This window comes from Flavobacteriales bacterium, from assembly GCA_030584065.1.
Lineage (GTDB): Bacteria > Bacteroidota > Bacteroidia > Flavobacteriales_F > PHOS-HE28 > PHOS-HE28.
In genome coordinates this window covers 407,315-426,412 of record CP129489.1, presented here as the reverse complement: position 1 = coordinate 426,412, position 19,098 = coordinate 407,315, and the positions used below count along the sequence as shown (strand labels likewise).

The following is a 19,098-nucleotide window of genomic DNA, read 5'->3' as shown; positions in this document are numbered from 1 at the left end:
TGGTTCCATCGCCGCCCGCCGCCCCTGCCGGGCCTCAGCGGCCTTGCTCACGCCGGCTTGTTGAAGAGGCGCTCGCCCTGGCTGTGGGCGATGATGCTGCAGCAGGCCGCGTCGCCGGTGACATTCACCACCGTGCGGCACATGTCCAGGATGCGGTCCACCGGCAGGATGATGGCGATCCAGGCGGGATCGAGGCCCAGGCCGGTGAGCACGATGAAGAGCGTGATGAGGCCGGCGCTGGGCACCGCGGCCGCGCCGATGCTGGCCAGGGTGGCCGTGAGGATGATGCCCAACTGCTGCACCAGCGTCAGGTCCACCAGGTGGAACTGCGCCAGGAAGACCACCGCCACGGCCTGGTAGAGGCTGGTGCCGTCCATGTTCACCGTGGCGCCGATGGGGAGCACGAAGCTGGCGGTGCTCTTGCTCACCCCGATGTTCTCCTCCACGCACTCCAAGGTGGCCGGCAGGGTGGCCGCGCTGCTGCTGGTGCTGAAGGCCAGGAGCTGGGCGGGGCTGATGGCCTTGAGGAAGCGCCCGAACACATTGCGGCGCATGAGCAGGGTCATCACCGTAGGGTAGATCACGAAGACCACCAGGGCCAGGCCGAGGACCACCGTGAGGCTGTAGCCGGCGAGCGATTTGAAGAGCTGCAGCACGGCGGCGGGGTCGTCGCCGGCGATGCGCGAGACCACCCCGGCCATGAGGGCGAAGACGAACCAGGGCGCGGCGCGCATCACCAGGTCCACCATGCGCATGAAGACCTCGTTGAGCCCCTGCACCAGGGCCACCACCGGCGCCACGGTGGCCGCCGGCAGGGTGAGCAGCACCACGCCGAAGAAGAGGGCGAAGAAGATCACCTGCAGCATCAGCGCGTTGTTGAAGCTCAGGAAGATGTTGCTCGGCACCATGTCCACCAGGAACTGGAGCGGACCGCCCTGCACGCTCTTGGCCTCCTCCACCTTGCCCATGAGGGCGGGATCGGGCGGGGAGGCCTGGCGGGCGGCCATCACCTCGGCCACCAGCGCGGCGTTCTTCGGGTCGCAGCTGATGCAGAGGCCGTCCTTGGGCTTGCTCACCGTGGGGGTCTCCTGCACCCACAGCTCGTAGGCGATGCGGTTGCGCAGCCGCTGGTCGTCGCTCGACCATTCGCCCGGCTTGATCAGGTTCACCACCAGCAGGCCCACGCTGATGGCCATGACGGTGGTGGCCAGGTAGAGCGCCAGCATGCGCAGGCCGGTGCGGCCCAGCTTGGCCACATCGCCCAGGCCGCTCACCCCGCCGATGATGCTGAAGAGCACCAGCGGGATGGCGATGAGCTTGAGCAGATTGATGAAGATGTCGCCGAAGGGCGCGATCCAATCCAGCGTATAGCGGCTCCAGCCCATGGTGCTGGAGAGCACGGCCCAGGCGATGCCCGCGGCCAGGCCGATGAGGATGCGCAGCGGAAGGGAGAGCTTCATGGCGCCAAGATGGGAGATCGCGGCGCAGCGGCCCCTCCTCAGCGGCGCGCGGCGCGCTCCAGGATGGCCTGCAGCCGGGCGATGCTGTCCTCCACGCGGTGCTCGCGCTCGGCCTTCGCGCGTCCCGCGCGGCCCAGGCGCCCGGCCAGGGCGGGATCGAGGGCCACGCGCACCAGGTTGCGGGCCATGCCCTCCACGTCGTGCTCCTCGCAGAGCAGCCCTTCGCGCTCCTCCCCCACCACATCGGCGATGCCCGTGTGGCGCGTGGCGATCACGGGGATGCCCGTGGCCATGGCCTCCAGCACCGCCAGGGGGGTGCCCTCCGAATCGCCGTTGGCCGCGCGCACGCTGTGCTGCACGAAGGCGCGCGCGCCGCGCAGGAGGGCGGCGATCTCGTCCGGCGTGCGCACCCCGCAGAGGTCCACGGCATGCCCGATGCCGAGTTCCTGCACCTGGTGCGCGCAGTCCTCCCACAGCGGCCCCTGCCCCACCAGGGTGAGGCGCGCCGCAGGCACCTGCGCCAGCGCCCTGGCGAAGGCCGCGATGGTACGCTGCGGGGCCTTCTTCTCCACGAAGCGGCCCACGGCCACGAAATGCGGCGGCGCCTGCTCCGGCGCACCCGCCGCGAAGCGGCCCACATCGATGCCGTAGCAGTTGTACACCACCTTCTCCGGCGGCGCCCCCAGGGCCAGCAGCTGGCGCTCCATGGCACGGCTCACCACCACCAGCGCGGCGGCGCTGGCGAAGAGCTCGCGGTAGCGGCCCAGGCGCTCCACGTAGTCCATGCGGTGCGCGTCGAAGCCGTGGAAGTGGGCCACCAGCGGCACCTTGGCCGCGCGGGCGGGACCGATGAGCGCGTGGGCGCAATTGCCGTACTCGGCCAGCAGCACCTCGATCCCGCGCCGCTGCAGCAGCCGGGCGATGCGGTGGCGGACCAGGCCCTCTGGATCGGTGCCGCGCAGCAGGGCCAGGAGGCGGTCCGCCAGGCGACCGGGTGCGGTGCGGCCGCGGAGCAGGGGGCCGCCTGCCACGCGGGTGGGCAGCTCGCCATCCACCAGCACCAGCTCCACGCCGTGCAGGCGCTCCAGGTGGGCGGCGATGAAGGTCTCGCTCCAGGCATTCGCGCTGGGCGAGGCGATGGCGATGCGCGGGGGATTCATGCGCGCACGGGATGGGCGGCCTGCTGCAGGATGCCCTGCAGCGCGGCGATGCGGTCCTGTTGGCGGTGCTCGGCCATCACGTAGGCGCGGCCTGCGCGCCCCATGGCCGCGGCGCGCACGGGATCGTCGATGAGCGCCACCAGGTGGGCGGCCATGGCGCCGATGTCGCGCTCCTCGCCCAGCAGCCCGCGCTCGGTGCCCACCACCTCGGCGATGTCGCCATGGCGGGTGCTCACCACGGGCAGGGCGCAGGCCATGGCCTCGAGCATGGCCACGGGGGTGCCTTCGCGGTCGTTGGCGGAGGTGACCACGCTGTGCTGCACGAAGGCGCGCGAGCGGTGCTGCAGCCCCGCGATCTCGGCGGGGGTGCGCGGGCCGCAGAGGTCCACGGCCTGCTGCAGGCCCAGGGCGCGCACCAGCTGGTCGCAGGCCTCCCAGAGCGGGCCGTCGCCCACCAGGGTCAGGCGGGCGGCGGGCCGCTGGCGATGGGCCTCGGCGAAGGCCAGCAGCAGCAGGTGCGGCGCCTTCTTGTCCACGAAGCGGCCCACGCCGAGGAAGTGCGGCGGCGCCGCCCCCGCATCGGCGGGCGTGAAGCGGTCCACATCGGCGCCGCAGGAGTTGTACACCACCTTCTCCGCCGGGGCGCCCAGCGCGATGAGGTGCTCCCGGATGGCGCGGCTCACCGCCACCAGCCGTGCCGCGCCGCCGAAGAGCGCGCGGTAGTTTCCGTAGCGCCGGAGCACATCGTGCGTGTACGCGTCGAAGCCGAGGAAATAGGCCACCAGCGGCACCCCGGCCGCCTGGCAGCAGGGCAGCAGCTCGGCGGCGGTGGTGCCGTACTCGGCCAGCACCACCTCCACGCGCCGCTCCCGCAGCAGCTGCACGATGCGGGCGCGGAGGCGGGCGCTGTGGTCCTGCGGGCCCATCAGGCCCTTCACCCGGTGCGCGAGGCGCGCGGCGCGCGAGGCGGACAGCAGGGGACGGCCCTCGCCATCGGCAGCGGGCAGCGATCCGTCCGTGAGCACCAGCACCGGGTCGCGCAGCCCCTCCAGGTGGGCGCGCACGAAGGTCTCGCAGCGGTGGTGCGGCGTGGCCGTGGCCAGGGCGATGCGCAGGGGCATGGCGGCAAAGGTGCGCAACGCAGGGGATGCGGTCAGGCCGGGGTATCTGACGGCGAAGCGCTTTCTTCGCCCCGCCTCCGCTGAGCGGCCACGGCGCCATGCTCTTCAACTCCGTCGAGTTCGCACTCTTCCTGCCCTTAGTGTTCGGGCTCTTCTGGCTGGCCGAGCGGATCCACCATCGCCATGGCAACGCACTGCTGCTGGCCGCCAGCCTCTTCTTCTACGGCTGGTGGGATTGGCGCTACCTCAGCGTGGTCTTCTTCAGCGGCGCGCTCGACTATGTGGCGGCCCTACGCATCAGCGCCAGCTCCGGCCCTGCGCGCCGCAAGGCCTGGCTCGCTTTGAGTCTGGTGGGCAACTTGGGCTCGCTGGGCTTCTTCAAGTACTATGACTTCTTCATCACCGCCTTCGCCGACGGCTTCACGTTACTGGGCATACCCTTCGAGGCGCGCACGCTGGGCATCGTGCTACCGGTCGGCATCAGCTTCTACACCTTCCAGAGCCTCAGCTACACCATTGATGTGTACCGCGGGCAGCTCCGTGCCGAGCGCGACCCCGTGGCCTTCGGCGCCTACTTGATGTTCTTCCCCCAGCTAGTGGCGGGGCCAATCGAGCGTGGCACAGCGCTGCTGCCACAGTTCCAGCGAACCCGGAGGTTCGATTATAGCCAGGCGGTTGACGGAACCCGGCAGATCCTGTGGGGCTTCTTCAAGAAGGTGGTCATTGCCGACCAGTGCGCACCGCTTGTTGACCAGGCTTTCAGCGACCCTTGGGCCAGAGGTGGCAGTGACCTGGCATTCGCCGCCATCCTCTTTGCCTTCCAGATCTACGGGGATTTCAGCGGTTACTCCGACATTGCAGTTGGCACTGCACGGCTCTTTGGCATCTCGCTCATGCGCAACTTCGCGTTCCCCTACTTCTCCAGGGACATCGCCGAGTTCTGGCGCCGTTGGCATATTTCGCTGAGCACCTGGTTCAGGGACTACCTGTACATCCCCTTGGGCGGGAGCCGCGGGAATCTCAATCAGCGGGTACGCAACACCTTGGTTATATTCCTGGTTAGCGGCTTCTGGCACGGCGCCAACTGGACCTTCGTCGTATGGGGAGCATTGCACGCCCTGTTCTTTCTGCCCTTGCTCCTGCGCGGCACCCATCGCGAACACGTCACTACTACCGCACTCCGTGGCTGGTTGCCATCCCCAGCCGATTCACTCCGCATGGCTGGGACATTTCTCCTAGTCGACTTCGCCTGGATTTTTTTCAGGGCGCCCGACCTGACTACGGCTTTGGAGTTCATCATTTTGATACCGACCCGTATGATTGCCAACCCTGGTCAGTTCCTCCTACTGGCTAAAGACATTACGACTAGTGGTCCCATGCCATTCGTCTGGGTTATGCTGGCCGTAGAATGGATGCAACGCCACCAACAGCACGGCTTAGCCAGCTTGGAGCGATTCATGTCACCCGGCTGGCGGTGGGCGGCTTACTACGTGCTTGTCTGCATCGTGCTGATTCACACCGGGCGGGATCACACGTTCATTTATTTCCAGTTCTAGGCCATGGTACGCTACCTGCTTCGTACGATGGCCTTCATTCTTCCCATCCTGGGCATCATCGTGATGGTTGAATGCGGACTGCGCGCTATTCCCAACAACTACAGCTACACGCACGAGCGCCTCTTGAACCATGGCGACTCAATTCGAATCCTTGTACTTGGCAACTCTCATGCGTTCAATGGGGTCGATCCCCTGGGCTTCGGCGTACCTGCCTATAATGCGGCAAACATGTCGCAGGACCATCGCCGCGACCTGGCTATCCTGGAGCACTATCTTGCAGAGTTGCCCGCTTTGAGTACGATTGTCCTACCGCTGTCCTATTACTCAATAGGCGCAGTCATTGAGGAGGGGCCTGAGCCGTGGCGCGTGAAGAACTATGCCATCTACATGGATATGCCTGAACAGGCCTCTAGCCTTGAGCACCGTTTCGAGGTGTTGAACGCGCGGAAGTCGGTTTCACTACGTATGCTTATGGACCACCTGCTCTATGGCAGCGACAACATCAGGTGCCGGGTTAACGGCGGAGCACCAGGGCGGCCGAAGCCGGGCTTGGATTTTGTCGCGCATGGAAAGGAAACAGCGGCGCGGCACACGTTTGGACCATCCGGCCACTACCGTATCAATCACGCTTACCTAGACCGGATTATTCAGCTAGCTGCAGCCCGCGGGATACAGGTGCATTTCTTCTTTCCTCCCTGCCACAAGGCATATCTTGATGTCATGGACCCCGTGCAACTAGCGTTGGCCAGGAAGACCGGGCGTGAGCTAGCACGGACGTTTCAGAATGTGAGCTACCACGACCTCTCTGAAGATCAACGCTTCATTGAAATCGACTTCGGGAACAGCGATCACCTTCAAGCCAGCGGTACAGCGAAGCTCACAAGGATCTTAGCTGAAGACCTGGCAGGGATGTCGAAGGATTGATGCGGTTGCGGACGGTCAATGCCGCCTGATGGACGCATAGGCGCGCATCAGCCGGGGCCAGTGCAGCAGCGCCCACCAGCGCAGGCGCGTGCGCCGGGGGATGTTGCCCTGCGGCACGGCGGCGGCATGCGCAAGGAACCAGCGGGCATGGTCGCGATCGCCGGCCTTCAGCGCGAGATCGAAGCCGTCGGTGACCTGCTTGGTCCACCGGGCCAGTGCCACGGGCGAAAGGCCTTCGCCCACTTGGGTGCGCATGACCTCGTAAGCAAGCGCCAGGCTGCGGCAGGTGCGCACGGTGCCCATCGCGCTCATGGCCCCTCCTTCATGCACACGGCGCACGGCCATGAAGCGGTCCACGTAGCCGATGGGGCCCAGCCCGGCGAAATGGATATTGATGACCCAGTCCCCGAAGGGCGCCTGTTGGAAGGCGTCGGGCAGTACGCGGAGCGCGTTCCATCGCCAGATGACGCCGGCTGTGGGGATGAAGTTGACGGCTGTAAGGTCTGACCGGCTGTAACGCGGCTTGGCAATTGACGGGGCCAGGTAGACCTGGCGCCGCCCATCGTCCCACTCGTTCCACGCATTGTGAAAGGCCAGGCCTAGGTCCGGCTCGGCCTCCATTTTCTCCACCATCACGCGCAGCCTGTCACGGTCAGTCCAGTAGTCGTCACCGTCGATGTGGCAGAGGTAGCGCCCGCGCGCATGACTGAGGTTGTGCAGCAGGCTGTGCCGCCCTGTGGGACGGCCATCGATGCGGATGAGCTGATCGCGGCGGTGAAGGAAAAGCCGGATACGATCGGGATTGGCCTCGGCATAGCGCTGTGCGATGGCCCGTGTGCCATCACCGCTGTCGTCCTCGCTCAGCAGCACCTCGTAAGCGAAGGGACACTCCTGCATAAGGATGCTCTCAAGGCACTGGGCCAGGTAGGCCTCGTGGCGATGGGCGGTGACCGAGATGGAGACGAGTGGCGCGGGGGCGCCCTCAGGGTTCTCTGGCTCCACAGGTCGGCTCATGACGATGTCAGCAAAGCTGCGTCTTCAACCGGGATACACGGCATGGCCCGCCTGGCTCACGCCCCGCTCCGGAAAAAGTTGCTCAAAGCCTCCCGGTCCCCATCAGTCATTACCACCTGCACCTCCAGCTTGCTATGGTCGGCGTAGCGCTCCCGGTGCATGGCACGAACCGCTCGCAGGAAATCAATCAGGCGAAAGCGCGCCTTTGGCATCCAAACGGGACGCAGGTGGGTCAATTTAACATCCTTCGCGATTGAACGTTTGTTCTCCCCCTCCACCTGTCCGATGGCTGCATCGGGGAAGGCCGGATACCATGCGCTCAGCCGCACCCGCCCATCGGTGAATAATTCATTCATGGGAATACAATGCACACGCGCCGCGCCGAACTGGTGTACGAGCGTATCGCGCACATGCGCGCCTTGGAGATACCTGAAGCCAAGGTCATGGCCCGGCCGGCCCGATGTTCCCGTCCTTATATACCCTTGGAAGCTCTTCAGTCCTCCGAAGGTCCTGAAGACATGGTACATCTGGGCATAGTAGGCATGCAGGATCTCCATCGGATCGCGCTCGGAGACAAGCAGTTCGAAGCGGACCTTCCAAAGTGACTCGAGCTGCAGCAGGCGGTCAGCAATCTGGCTGAGCGATGCGGTGGAATAGCCATGATGCTGATGGTCCGATGGCTTCAACAAGCTGCTCAGCACACCCTCCTCGGAGATGATCGCTGGGGTGCGGTCATCCACATTGCCATAGCGCTCGGTCTCCACGCGTGCCAAGTCGGAGCGAAGGGCTTCCGCCTCCTCGTGAAAGCACTCGGCACTGGCATAGGCAAGCGCATGCACGAGGCGGAACGTATGCTTGTTCGCCCCGGTGACGAACGGCGTCTTGCCGAGGTAGCGGTGCCCTTTCACGTTGGCGAACACATGTTTCTGCAGCGTCGTCGTGCCCGTCTTGGGCCAGCCGATGTGGAGTACTACCGTGCGCAGCGCTTGCATTTCACCTTGGGCATGGCGGTCAGTATCAATGGTAATCGCCGACCTGACCACGAACCACCTGGCAAGGATAGCATGTAGTAGACAAGTGGCCACCGCCTGGCCCTCGTGGGATTGCATCAAGCCGAATGGCACGGAACTGGCGATCTTCACGGCCTGGATGCCGACTGGCGGGCACGGCGCCGCCATTTCCCGGCGCAAGAGCAGCAGGCATGGACGCAACAGGACGAGAGGTGTACGAGGGCAAGCGGGTGGGCATCATGCAGCCCTATTTCTTCCCCTATCTGGGCTACTTCGGCCTGATTGCGCATTCGGACCGCTGGATCGTCTTCGACCCAGTGCAGTACATCCGCAAGGGTTGGATGAACCGCAACCGTGTGCTCAAGGCAGGTGGCGGTGAGAAATTCGTGAGCGTCACCGTGGCCGCGCATGAGCGCGACACCCTGATCAAGGACATGGTGCTCGCTCCCGATGCCGCCAGGTTCGACCTCTTCTTGCGTCAGCTCGATGCCTACAAGCTGCTGCGGGCGCCCCATTACACCACCGTGGTCGAGGTACTGCGCGAATGCTTCGCCGCCCCATCCGACAGGCTGGTCCCCTTCCTCACGCATACGCTCCAACGCACCTGCGCCTACCTCGACATTCCCTTCCGGCATGAGGTGTATTCCGAGATGGGGCTGAGTCATCCCACGCCCAAGCACCCCATGGAATGGTCGCTCTACACGTGCCAGGAAATCGGTGCGGCCGAGTATATCAATCCTCCTGGAGGCCGCACATTCTTCGACCCGGTGCGCTTCCATGACGCCGGTGTCCGGCTCCTCTTCCACGAGCAGCGGCTGCCCGCTTACGACCAACGCAATCCCATGTTCATCCCGGGGCTCTCCATCATCGACGTAATGATGTTCAACGCCCCGTCGGCGATCCAGGACATGCTGGAACAGTATGAACTGAAGGAGGAGTGACGCAGGCTCAGCCGCATGCCGGGTTATACACTGGCCCTGACGACCGCGATGACCCGATCAATGTCGGCATCGCCCAGGTCGTGATACAGCGGGAGGCAGATGACGCGCAGCGCCAGGCTCTCGGCAATCGGGCAGCTTCCCCTTGCGGTGACATAGGGCAAATTGCTGAGCGCCGGATAGAAGTAGCGGCGGGGCGCCACGCCGATGGCGGCCAAGGCCTCCACCACCTGATGCATCGCACGCTCGGAGTCGAGCACCAGCGGGAAGTAGGAGTGGTTGTACTCCGTCTCCGCCGGGACCCGAGCGATGCGCATGCCGCGCAGCCCGGCGGCATAACGGAGCCACTGGGCACGGCGGCGCTCCAGGATGGCCGGGAAGTGCCGAAGCACCAGCAGGCCCACAGCGGCATGCAGTTCGCTGTTCTTGGCATTGATGCCCGGCTCGAAATGCTCGTCCTTGATGTGGCCGAAGGCCCGCATGAGGCCAAGCTTCCTGTGGAGCGCAGGATCAGCGCAGGCCAGTGAGCCGCCCTCCACGGTATGGAAGATCTTTGTGGCGTGGAAGCTGCATGAACTGATGTCTCCCTGCGAAAGCAGCGGTCGGCCGCGGTAGCGGGTGCCGAATGCGTGCGCCGCATCGTAAATCACCTTCAAGCCATGCCGGGCAGCTATGTCCGCAATGGCCTCTACGTTGCAGGGCAGGCCATACACGTGCGTGGCCAGGATGGCCTGCGTCCGCGGCGTGATGGCCCGCTCGATGAGGTCCGCATCGATGTTGAATCCGTCGGGCTCAATATCCACGAACACGGGAGTGCAGCGCTCCCAGAGGATGGCCGTGGTGGAGGCGACGTAGGAGAAGGGCGTGGTGATCACCTCGCCCGTGATGCCGAAGGCACGCAGCGCCAGCTGCAGAGTGATGGTGCCGTTCGAAGCCAGCAGGACATGGGGCGTTCCATGATGCGGCACGAGCTCGGCTTCCAGCTGCTTGAGGAGAGGGCCGTTGTTGGTGAGCTGTCCGGAGTCCCAGATGCCTTGAAGCATGCCAACGACGTCCTGGAAGGGCGGCAGGAAGGCCTTGGTGACAGGAATGGTGACTGGCATTTCAGACAAGAAGCCCCAATGGAGCGCGGGCGAAAGTACAAGGCACCAAGCGCTCGGGGCTTGAAATAATCCGACCTTCGCCGGGCATGGAAAATGCCGGGCAAGCAGGCGGTGCACCACAGGGCCAAGTGGCCGGATTCGGCGGGTTCATGGGCCTGGAACCTTGGGGCGAGCCCGGCCCGCTACCCTATCCCGAGGCGCTGCTCCTCAGCAGCGGCAGAGCCTGCCTCGCCCTCATCCTGGACCTGGAGCGACCGAGGCGCGTGCACGTTCCGTTCTACGCCTGCGACACGCTGCTGCATCCGATGCAGGAACGCGGCATCGAGTTGGTGCACTACTGCATCGACGAGCAATTCCTGCCCATAAGCGAACCGCGACCTGCAGGTGATGAGCTGACCATCCTGGTGGACTACTTCGGCATCCGCACCCTTGCGGTGCATCAACTGGCCTCCCGATTGGGTCCGCGGGCCGTCATCGATTCCACGCACGCTTATTTCTCGGGGGCTCCGCCTGCAGGGCACTATGGCTTCAACTCGGCGCGCAAGTTCCGGGGCGTGCCAGACGGAGCCTTCCTCTTCACGCCACGGCCCGTTCGTGTGGAATTGGCGCCGAACCAGGATGTCCATGGCGACCACCTGATTCTCCGGGCCATGGGTTCGGGCCCTTCGGTACGTGAGTCATACGGGCGGAACGAGCAGCACATCTCGACGCGGATTGAGCAAGCCTCAAGGCTGTCGCATGAGTTGCTCCTCCGCCTGGATCATAACTCGGCACGAGACCGTCGGCTGGAGAATTTCTGGGCGGCGCATGTCGTCCTCGGTCCACGGAATCGGCTTCGCCTCGACCTAGCGGGGCTGTCAAGCCCCTTGAACTATCCCTTGCTGCTCGACCAGCCAGTGGACCTCCGGCGCATACACGAAGCCGGGATCTTCGCCGCACGCTACTGGCCGGAGATTCCGCAGCGGCCGGGCATCGAGCGGTTCCCCGAGGCCCTGGACCTAACGGAACGGCTCATCGCCTTCCCCATCGACCAGCGGTATTCACCTGAACAAATCCGGGAACGAGCATGGCAACTGAATCGTCTGGCCTGAATCCTTGGGAATCGCTCCAACGGACCAGCAGGCATGCGCGCGATCCGGAGCTGGAGGCCCTGCTGCGTAAGCTCAACGAGCACCTTGCCAAGGCCCGAGACCTGATGGACCGTCCGTCCAGTCCGCGGCTACCGGTCCTCTTCGTGGTGGGATGCGCGCGCGGGGGCTCCACCCTGCTGATGCAATGGCTCGCGGCCACCGGTCTAGTGGCCTACCCCACCAACATAATGTCTCGGTTCTACAGCGACCCCTATGTCGGCGCCCTCATTCACAGGATCCTGCATGACCTCGACCACCGTGGCGAGGTCTTCCCGGACCGGTCAATGTCAGATTCCTTCTCCTCGGAGCTCGGCCGGACACGCGGCGCGAATGCACCGCACGACTTCGGCTACTTCTGGCGGCGTTTCTTCCGGTTCGGCGAAACGCAGGACAGGCTCCTCGCCGAGCCGGGACCTACGGAAGTGGCCCAGCTGCGAAGCGATGTGGCCGCCATGGAGCAAGTATTCGCGAAGCCCGTGCTGCTCAAGGCCATGGAGCTCAACTGGCAGCTGCCACTGCTCCGATCGATCTTCCCCGACAGCGTATTCCTTTTCATCCAACGACCGGTACCTGAGAATGCAATCTCGCTGCTCAAGGCCCGTGTGTCGTACTTCGGCACCGACACTGCTTGGTACTCCTACAAGCCCGCGGAATACGCGACCGTGAAGGACCTACCCCCTTGGGAGCAGGCCGTTGCCCAGGTGTGGCTCACCAACCGGGCGGTCAGGACCGGGCTGTCGTCGTTGCCTGCCGCCGATGCGATCGATGTGCACTACGAGCGCTTCTGCGAAGCCCCCTTAGAGCTATACGCGCAACTTTGCCAGCGCCTCGGGCTCAACAAGCCCTATGCGGGGCCGGCCTCCTTCAGTGCAAGTGCAATGCCCGTGGACCCGCATCTGACTGAGCGCGCGCGGCGCATTGTCGATCGGCTGAACGCCATCTGAGCGGAGCATCAGCTGCCGCGACGGATGGCGGGTGAACCCCAAATGGCCAGCAGCGCCCTTATGGACCGCTTCACTTTCAGCAGGAAGGGGTAGGGCAGCAAAGCAATCCGCTGCATGATACTCATGGCCCACCACCCAGGCTGCGCATAGCCCAGCGTGGAGAGCAGGTCACCGGCCACGCGGTCCAGTATGAACCGCTGCTTTACGCTCAACCGCGAGCGCCAAATGGCTCCCTGCTCGGTCCGGAGTGCATTCAAGGATGTGTCTCCGCGGCTCACCTGCTTCCGCGAGATGTGGTAATCCGCCGCGATGCGCTCCACTTCCTCGGCGCCGATGAAGAGCCCAAAATGGCTGAACACTCTGCTGAGCACGGCAGCCGTATCGCTCACGAGCTCCTCATAGCGCACCTCAAGGTAGCGCGTGCCGATGACCGCGCCGAAGGCCCTGGCCTTCATCACGGAAGCCTGCCATTCCCGGGCCGCGCCTTCCACTTCGCCTGCGCCATAGCCCAGACGCCGCTTGGCGCTGATCATGCTTACGGCCACCTCCCGCCCATCACGGATGATGTGCACGTAGCGGGCTTCGGGCATGAAGCGCTCCATAAGCGGAAGGTGATGGCAGTAGTCCGGGTGCTTGTCGAGCACGTGCGTAGCATCTGGGCGGCGGCTGAGGAGACGCTCGTAGATGCGCGCCACCAAACCCGCCATAGCGACCTCGAACTCCTGCCCTGAGTAGAGTAGCGGCATCCCCTGGCTCCATTCACCCCGCTCCATGTGTCCCTTCTCACGCTCATAGGCCTTCATCACCGGTGCGAGGTACCGGCTGAATACGGTTAGTTCGCCCTCGATGGAGGCGACTCGGGGGTGCTCGGCAATCATTCGGTGCAGCCATGACGTGCCGCTCCGCGGACTGCCAATGACGAAGATGCGGCTGACCGGCGTGCTGCCCGGTTCCGACCGGTCGATCTGTTCACGCTCCGCCGTCATGACCCGGAAAGGGTGATGCCGGTGAGGCGGAACGTCCGCTCGAGGTCATCGGCGAAGTAGGACTGAAGGCGCTCCTTGAGCCGGGCATCGAGCGGTGCCGCATAGGCTCGTGCGTTGCTGCGTGTGGCGAAGGCCGGATGGTCTGGCGGCAACTCCGGCAAGCCCAGCCTACGGAGAACAGTGTTCACGAGTCCGTGCGGATCGGTCCGCAATCGGTCAAAGGGCATAACCAGCAGGTTCGCATCACCCACACTCCGGCGGTAACGCTCCAGCTGCGGTGCATAGCGGCCACGGTCCAAATAAGCCCGCCCCGGATCAACCACCCTTCCCGTCAGTTCCTCCTCTACCGCCTCCTCGAAGCTGCGCGGGTCGTAGCGGTGCGCATTGCGCGGGTCATCCTTGAACTGGTGGTACATGTTCCAGGCGCTGTAGGCGCGCTCCACCGGGTTGCGCAGCAGGGCCAGGCACAGGGCGCCCGGCAGGTGCCGCGCGATGCGCTCGGCCGCCTGCGGGTGGTAGAGGTACATGGGCGACGCATCGAAGGTGATGCAGCCCCGGGCGAAGAGTGGCGCCGGCGGCAGGAAGCTGCGGTAGTGGTCCATGCCACGGGCATAGGCCTCGTCGTTGCTGAAGAAGGATATCTCCTTCACCCGCGGCTGGATGATGCGCGGGTGCTGCGCCAGCAGGTCGTAGAGCGTGGTGGTGCCGGCCTTCTGCGCCCCGATGATGACGAGCCGGGGCAGCATGCGGGGCATGCAGCGCTCCAAGGGCCGCGCCAGGGCCAGGGCCGCCTGCCGGATCATCGCACCCATTGCAGGTTGGGCCGCACCGCGCCCGGCATCTTGCGGAAGGTGCTCCCCTCGCGGGCGCCCTCGTGCACATCGAAGCTGAGGACGTCCTCGGCCTTGAAGAGGACCTTGCCGTGGCGGAAGAAGACGATGTGGAAGCGGTAGGTGTTGGAATTGAGCAGGTGCGCCGGGATGATGCAGGCGACCTTGCAGCGGCCCGGGTTCCAGAGCGTGGCCGGCGCGCTGGCCGAGAGGTCGCTGCTGAAGGCGATGGCGTCGTTGCCGGTGCGCACCTGCAGCCGGATGTCGAGGTCGGCATCGCGGATGGCGTCGTTCTCCAGCTCGATCTCCACGCGCACGGGCTCATCGGTGGTGAAGGCGCCGCCGGCATGGCCGCTCACGGCGCGCACGGCGAGCAGCCGCACCTCGTCGGTGCCCGGCCCCTGGCCCGGCTCCCACTCCTGGTGGCTGTGCTGGTGGGTGTAGGTGTTGAGGTAGTCGCGCACCACCTCCTCGGTGGGCCCCTCCTGGCGCACCATGCCCTTCTCCAGCCAGAGCACGCGCGAGCAGAGGCTCTGCACGCTCACCATGTTGTGGCTCACGAAGAGGATGGTGCGGCCGCCGTCGGCCACCTCGCGCATGCTGCCCAGGCACTTGCGCTGGAACTCGGCATCGCCCACGGCGAGCACCTCGTCCACGATGAGGATCTCGGGGTCGAGGTGGGCGGCCACGCTGAAGCCGAGGCGCACCTTCATGCCGCTGCTGTAGCGCTTGATGGGCGAATCGAGGTGGTGCTCGATGCCGCTGAAGGCGATGATCTGGTCGAGCTTGCGCTCGATCTCGGCCTTGCGCATGCCCAGGATGGCCCCGTTGAGGAAGATGTTCTCGCGGCCCGTGAGCTCGGGGTGGAAGCCGGTGCCCACCTCCAGCAGGCTGCTCACCTTGCCGCGCATGCGGATGGTGCCCGAGGTGGGGAGCGAGATGCGCGAGAGGAGCTTGAGCAGCGTGCTCTTGCCGGCGCCGTTGCGCCCCAGGATGCCGAGCACCTCGCCCTGCCGCAGCTCGAAGGAGACGCCGCGCAGGCTCCAGAACCAGTCGCCCACGCGCTGCTCGCCGCTGGCCAGGTCGAGCTGCTTGCGCACATCGGCGCGCCCGCGGAAGCGGCCCCAGAGCGCGGCGGCCTCATCCAGCAGCGCATCGCGGCCGATCACGCCCAGCCGGTAGCATTTGCGCACGTCCTCCGCTTGTATCACCAGGCGCTCCATGGCTCAGACGACGTCGGCGAAGGAGCGCTCCACGCGCTGGAAGAGCATGAGGCCGATGGCCAGCACCACGGCGGCCACCCCGGCGGTGTAGGCCAGGCTGCCCCACTCCATGGGCAGGCCGAAGAAGGCGGCCCGGAAGCCCTCGATGAGCGGGGTGATGGGATTGAGCTCGAGCAGGAGCCGCAGCGCGGAACCCTCCTCCACCCGCGAGAGGGGGAAGATGACCGGGCTGATGTACATGAGCAGCTGCATCGCGAAGCCGATGAGGAAGGAGAGGTCGCGGTAGCGCGTGGAGAGCGCCGCCACCAGCAGCCCGATGCCGAAGGCGAGCACCACCAGCAGGAGCACGAGCACCGGCAGCAGGACAGCCTCCGCGCCGATGCCCCAGGCGAAGCGGCCCGTGGCGGCGTAGAACACCGCGAAGAGCAGGAAGGCCGCCACCTGCACCAGGAAGTTGAAGCCCGTGCTGAGGGTGGTGGCCAGCGGCGCCACCAGCCGCGGGAAGTACACCTTGGTCATGAGGGCCGCGTTCCACACCAGGGTCTGCGAGGTGCGGGTGACCACGCCGTTGAAGAAGCCCCAGGGCACCACGGCGCTCATGTAGAAGAGCAGCGGCGGGATGCCGGGCAGGCTCATGCGCGCCATGATGCCGAAGACCACCGCGAACATGATGGAGGTGAGCAGCGGCTGCAGGATCTGCCAGGCGGGCCCCAGCAGGGTCTGCTTGTACACGGCGAGCAGGTCGCGCCGCACCAGGAGCAGGAGGAGGTCGCGGTACTGCCAGAGCTCGCGCACGTCGATGCGCCACCAGGGACGATCGGGGCTCACCACCACATCCCAGCCCTCCCGCTGCTGCGCGCCGCTCGCTGCCTCCGCCCTCACGTGTCGGCGTTCTTGGTGGGCGTGCCCTTGTCCTTCCGGCTCTTGCGGCCGTAGCCGTAGCCGTAACCGTAGCCGCTGCCGTAGCCGTAGGCGTAGCGGTAGCCGTAGCCGTAGTTGGTGTTGTAGTAGTACTTGCTCTTCTTCATCCGCACGCCGTTGAGGATGAAGCCGGTGTTGCGGTTGGGGTTGGTGCCCAGCACCTCCAGCGCATTGTTCACGTGGTCCTTGTTCGCGAAGCGCGTGTTGAGCACGAAGAGGGTGGCGTCCGTGTAGCGCATCATGAGGAGCGCATCGGTGATGAGGCCCACGGGCGGGGTGTCCACCAGGATGTAGTCGTACTCGCTGCGCGCCTCCTCGAAGAGGGCCTCCAGGTGCTTGCTCAGCACCAGCTCCGAGGCGTTGGGCGGCGTGGGGCCGCTGAGCATCACGGAGAAGTTCTCGAACTGGGTGGTCAGCACGGCGTCGCGCCAGGGCAGCTTGCCCACCAGCACATTGCTGAGGCCGGTGGGGCTGCTCATGCCCAGGCCGGTGGCCACCTTGGGCTTGTGCAGGTCGAGCTCGAGCAGCAGCACCTTCTTGCCGGCCTTGGAGAGGATGGCGCTCAGGTTCACCGAGCAGAAGGTCTTGCCCTCGTTGGGCCGGTAGCTGGTCACCAGCACCACCTTGCCGCGGTCGTCGCGCGACGGGATGTACTCCAGGTTGGTGCGCACGGTGCGGAAGCTCTCGGTGATGGCGGCCTTGGGGTCGCTGTCCACCACCACGTAGTTCTGCTCGGCCTTCTCGCTGGCGATGATCTCGCCGTAGACGGGCAGCGCGGTGAGCTCCTTCAGCTGGTCGGCGTTCTCGATGCGGTCGTAGAACATCACCCGGATGAAGGCGATGAGCAGCGCCACCACCACGCCGCCGAGCATGAAGGTGTAGAAGATCTTGGTCTTGTCAGGGCGCACCACGCCCAGGGAGCGGGCCGCCTCGATCACCTTGGTCTGCGGCACGATGCCGGCCCGCGCGATGATGGTGTTCGACCGCTTCTCGAGCAGGAACATGTACATCTTCTCGTTCACGTTCAGGCGCCGCTCGATGTTGAGGATGTCCCGCTGGTTCTTCGGCAGGCGCTTCAGCAGGGCCTCGAAGTCGCTCACCTGCGCGCCCACATCGGCCATCTGGCCCAGCTTGGCCTCGCGCGAGTTCTTGAGGTAGGTGAGCAGGTTGCCCCGGTCGCGCTGCAGCGCGCTGTCCAGCTCGGTGATCGCCATGTTGGACACGGTGCCCGAGAAGAGCATCATGTTGCGCTGCATCTGCTTGTCGTAGAGGCCCGAGAGCGTCTGGCGCAGGAAGGCGTCGTTGATGATGAAGCTGGCCGGGGGCAGCAGGCTCTCGTCCTGGCTCGTGAGGAGGTACTTCTCCAGCGCATCGAGCGCCTGCACCTCCAGCTCCAGCTCGCGGCGGCGCTTGTCGTACTGCACCAGCTCGTTGAAGTAGAGGTTCTCCTCGCGCGAGAGGTCGAGCACGTCCTTCGACTCCTTGTAGGCCAGCAGCTCCTGCTCGTGCTGCTCCAGGATCACGGTGACCTCGCTGAGCTGGCGGTCGATGTAGGTGAGGGTGTTCTCGTTGATGTCGAACTCGCTCTTGAGGGAGTAGCGGATGTACTCGGCGGAGAGGGAGTCGAGGAAGAGCTTGGCGCGCTCGGCCACCTCATCCTCGGTGGTCACCTCCAGGATGGTGGTGAACTCCTGGTTCTCCACCTTGATGGAGTTCACCAGGCGGTTCACCAGCTTCTGGCGGTCGTGCCGCACGAACTGGTAGTCGGTCTGCGCCAGCTGCGTCAGGTTCTTGGCCGTCATGTAGGGCGAGCGCTCCACCCGGATGTTGTAGTCGATGTCGTGCTCGTCGCGGTCGAAGCGGAAGCGCTTGCGCACCACTTCTCCCCCCTTGTCGTAGCTCAGCTCGTAGTGGTCGATGTCGAGGATGTGCAGGTCGATGGGGCGGTCGTAGAGCCTGCGGTTCAGCACCTGCATGTGCACCGTGAAGGGCAGCGTGCCGTAGTGCTGGGTGGTCTTGAACCGCCCTACGATGAAGTAGGAGACGTCGAAGTCGAGCTTGTCCAGCGTGCGGTCCACCAGGTCGTAGGAGGTGAGCACGCGCTTCTGGTTGACGATGTCGCTGTAGATGCCGACATAGCCGATGCTCTTGTACACCTGCGTCTGGTAGTCGTACACCTCGCGGTCGCGGAGCAGGATCTGGGTGCGGGCGCCATAGACGTCGGGCAGCTTGTAGCTGTAGAGGTAGGCCAGCACGGCGGAGAGCACCAGGGCCACCGCCACGAAGTACCAGTTCTTGGACGCGATCCGCAGCAGGTAGCGCAGGTCCTTGGCATCGACGATGCTGTTGCGCTGCTGGGACTTGGGGGCTGCCATCTAGGGAGTCTCGACCGAAGCCGCTGAGCGGCAGGCGAATGGACGGTAGCCGCCCACCGAGGGTCGGCAAATATAGCGGGCGGCCCCCAGCGAGCGGCCCAACCCCGATCGGTGGATAATTACCCGGGCGGGGTCAGCCGCGTTTCTCTACATTTGGCCACTTCCGAGAAAGCAGCATCCCGATCATGTCGAAGGCACTCCGTACGCTCCTCACCATGGCCTTGGCCTTGGCGCCCTTCGCTGGCGTCCTCCTGGCCCAGCCCGTGGGCGGCCCGCCGCCGTGCTGGCCTCCGCCCTGCATCCCCATCGATGGCGGCGTGAGCGCCCTCGTGGCCGCCGGCCTCCTGTATGGCGGCGGCAAGGCCCTCCAGATGCGCCGCTCCAGCGCCAAGCGCCGCTGAGC

General features: G+C 65.4%; 17 protein-coding genes. 6 read left to right on the top strand and 11 right to left on the bottom strand.

The window, feature by feature from the left end; all coding sequences use genetic code 11:
• Window positions 1-47: 47 nt before the first annotated feature.
• From QY325_01800 to QY325_01790, 3 genes are read right to left on the bottom strand one after another with little or no spacing between them, the layout of a single operon-like run.
• A complete protein-coding gene (locus tag QY325_01800) occupies window positions 48-1,460 on the bottom strand; it encodes a dicarboxylate/amino acid:cation symporter (GenBank protein ID WKZ66669.1) in 1,413 nt (470 codons plus the stop codon).
• A gap of 38 nt (window positions 1,461-1,498) precedes the next feature.
• Window positions 1,499-2,620, bottom strand: a complete 1,122-nt coding sequence (locus tag QY325_01795; protein WKZ66668.1) for a glycosyltransferase — start codon at window positions 2,618-2,620, stop codon at window positions 1,499-1,501.
• Window positions 2,617-3,741 (bottom strand): glycosyltransferase, encoded by a 1,125-nt coding sequence (locus QY325_01790; GenBank protein WKZ66667.1) that lies wholly within the window; start codon window positions 3,739-3,741, stop codon window positions 2,617-2,619. Before QY325_01790 ends, QY325_01795 begins: the two co-directional genes overlap by 4 nt.
• Before the next feature lie 98 nt (window positions 3,742-3,839).
• Here QY325_01790 and QY325_01785 point away from each other — a divergent pair, with 98 nt between their 5' ends.
• Window positions 3,840-5,297, top strand: coding sequence for an MBOAT family O-acyltransferase (locus tag QY325_01785; protein WKZ66666.1), 1,458 nt, complete (start codon window positions 3,840-3,842; stop codon window positions 5,295-5,297).
• Window positions 5,298-5,300: 3 nt separating this feature from the next.
• On the top strand, window positions 5,301-6,221 hold the full coding sequence (locus tag QY325_01780) for a hypothetical protein (GenBank protein WKZ66665.1): 921 nt from the start codon (window positions 5,301-5,303) through the stop codon (window positions 6,219-6,221).
• A 15-nt stretch (window positions 6,222-6,236) separates the two neighbouring features.
• Here the strand turns inward: QY325_01780 and QY325_01775 are convergent, their stop codons facing one another.
• On the bottom strand, window positions 6,237-7,235 hold the full coding sequence (locus QY325_01775; protein WKZ66664.1) for a glycosyltransferase family 2 protein: 999 nt from the start codon (window positions 7,233-7,235) through the stop codon (window positions 6,237-6,239).
• A gap of 56 nt (window positions 7,236-7,291) precedes the next feature.
• Window positions 7,292-8,425: a hypothetical protein gene (locus QY325_01770; GenBank protein ID WKZ66663.1), complete on the bottom strand. Its 1,134-nt coding sequence runs from the start codon at window positions 8,423-8,425 to the stop codon at window positions 7,292-7,294.
• An 11-nt stretch (window positions 8,426-8,436) separates the two neighbouring features.
• Between QY325_01770 and QY325_01765 the strand changes: the two genes are divergently transcribed.
• Window positions 8,437-9,186 carry a WbqC family protein gene (locus QY325_01765; GenBank protein ID WKZ66662.1) on the top strand — a complete coding sequence of 250 codons (750 nt, stop codon included), beginning with the start codon at window positions 8,437-8,439 and terminating at the stop codon, window positions 9,184-9,186.
• A gap of 23 nt (window positions 9,187-9,209) precedes the next feature.
• On the opposite strand, the gene QY325_01760 is transcribed toward QY325_01765, so the two are convergent.
• Entirely contained in the window at window positions 9,210-10,286 is a 1,077-nt protein-coding gene (locus tag QY325_01760; GenBank protein ID WKZ66661.1) for a DegT/DnrJ/EryC1/StrS family aminotransferase, read from the bottom strand.
• 86 nt (window positions 10,287-10,372) lie between these two features.
• Here QY325_01760 and QY325_01755 point away from each other — a divergent pair, with 86 nt between their 5' ends.
• On the top strand, window positions 10,373-11,377 hold the full coding sequence (locus tag QY325_01755; GenBank protein WKZ66660.1) for a hypothetical protein: 1,005 nt from the start codon (window positions 10,373-10,375) through the stop codon (window positions 11,375-11,377).
• Window positions 11,353-12,360 (top strand): sulfotransferase, encoded by a 1,008-nt coding sequence (locus QY325_01750; protein ID WKZ66659.1) that lies wholly within the window; start codon window positions 11,353-11,355, stop codon window positions 12,358-12,360. Before QY325_01755 ends, QY325_01750 begins: the two co-directional genes overlap by 25 nt.
• Window positions 12,361-12,368: 8 nt before the next feature.
• On the opposite strand, the gene QY325_01745 is transcribed toward QY325_01750, so the two are convergent.
• From QY325_01745 to QY325_01725, 5 genes are read right to left on the bottom strand one after another with little or no spacing between them, the layout of a single operon-like run.
• Window positions 12,369-13,346, bottom strand: a complete 978-nt coding sequence (locus QY325_01745; GenBank protein ID WKZ66658.1) for a sulfotransferase — start codon at window positions 13,344-13,346, stop codon at window positions 12,369-12,371.
• Window positions 13,343-14,149 carry a sulfotransferase gene (locus tag QY325_01740; GenBank protein WKZ66657.1) on the bottom strand — a complete coding sequence of 269 codons (807 nt, stop codon included), beginning with the start codon at window positions 14,147-14,149 and terminating at the stop codon, window positions 13,343-13,345. Before QY325_01740 ends, QY325_01745 begins: the two co-directional genes overlap by 4 nt.
• Window positions 14,146-15,399, bottom strand: a complete 1,254-nt coding sequence (locus QY325_01735; protein ID WKZ66656.1) for an ABC transporter ATP-binding protein — start codon at window positions 15,397-15,399, stop codon at window positions 14,146-14,148. Before QY325_01735 ends, QY325_01740 begins: the two co-directional genes overlap by 4 nt.
• Window positions 15,400-15,402: 3 nt before the next feature.
• On the bottom strand, window positions 15,403-16,281 hold the full coding sequence (locus QY325_01730; GenBank protein WKZ66655.1) for an ABC transporter permease: 879 nt from the start codon (window positions 16,279-16,281) through the stop codon (window positions 15,403-15,405).
• Window positions 16,278-18,695: a polysaccharide biosynthesis tyrosine autokinase gene (locus QY325_01725; GenBank protein ID WKZ66654.1), complete on the bottom strand. Its 2,418-nt coding sequence runs from the start codon at window positions 18,693-18,695 to the stop codon at window positions 16,278-16,280. The genes QY325_01730 and QY325_01725 overlap by 4 nt, the downstream gene beginning before the upstream one ends.
• 185 nt (window positions 18,696-18,880) lie before the next feature.
• Here QY325_01725 and QY325_01720 point away from each other — a divergent pair, with 185 nt between their 5' ends.
• Window positions 18,881-19,096, top strand: a complete 216-nt coding sequence (locus QY325_01720) for a hypothetical protein (GenBank protein ID WKZ66653.1) — start codon at window positions 18,881-18,883, stop codon at window positions 19,094-19,096.
• Window positions 19,097-19,098: the final 2 nt, after the last annotated feature.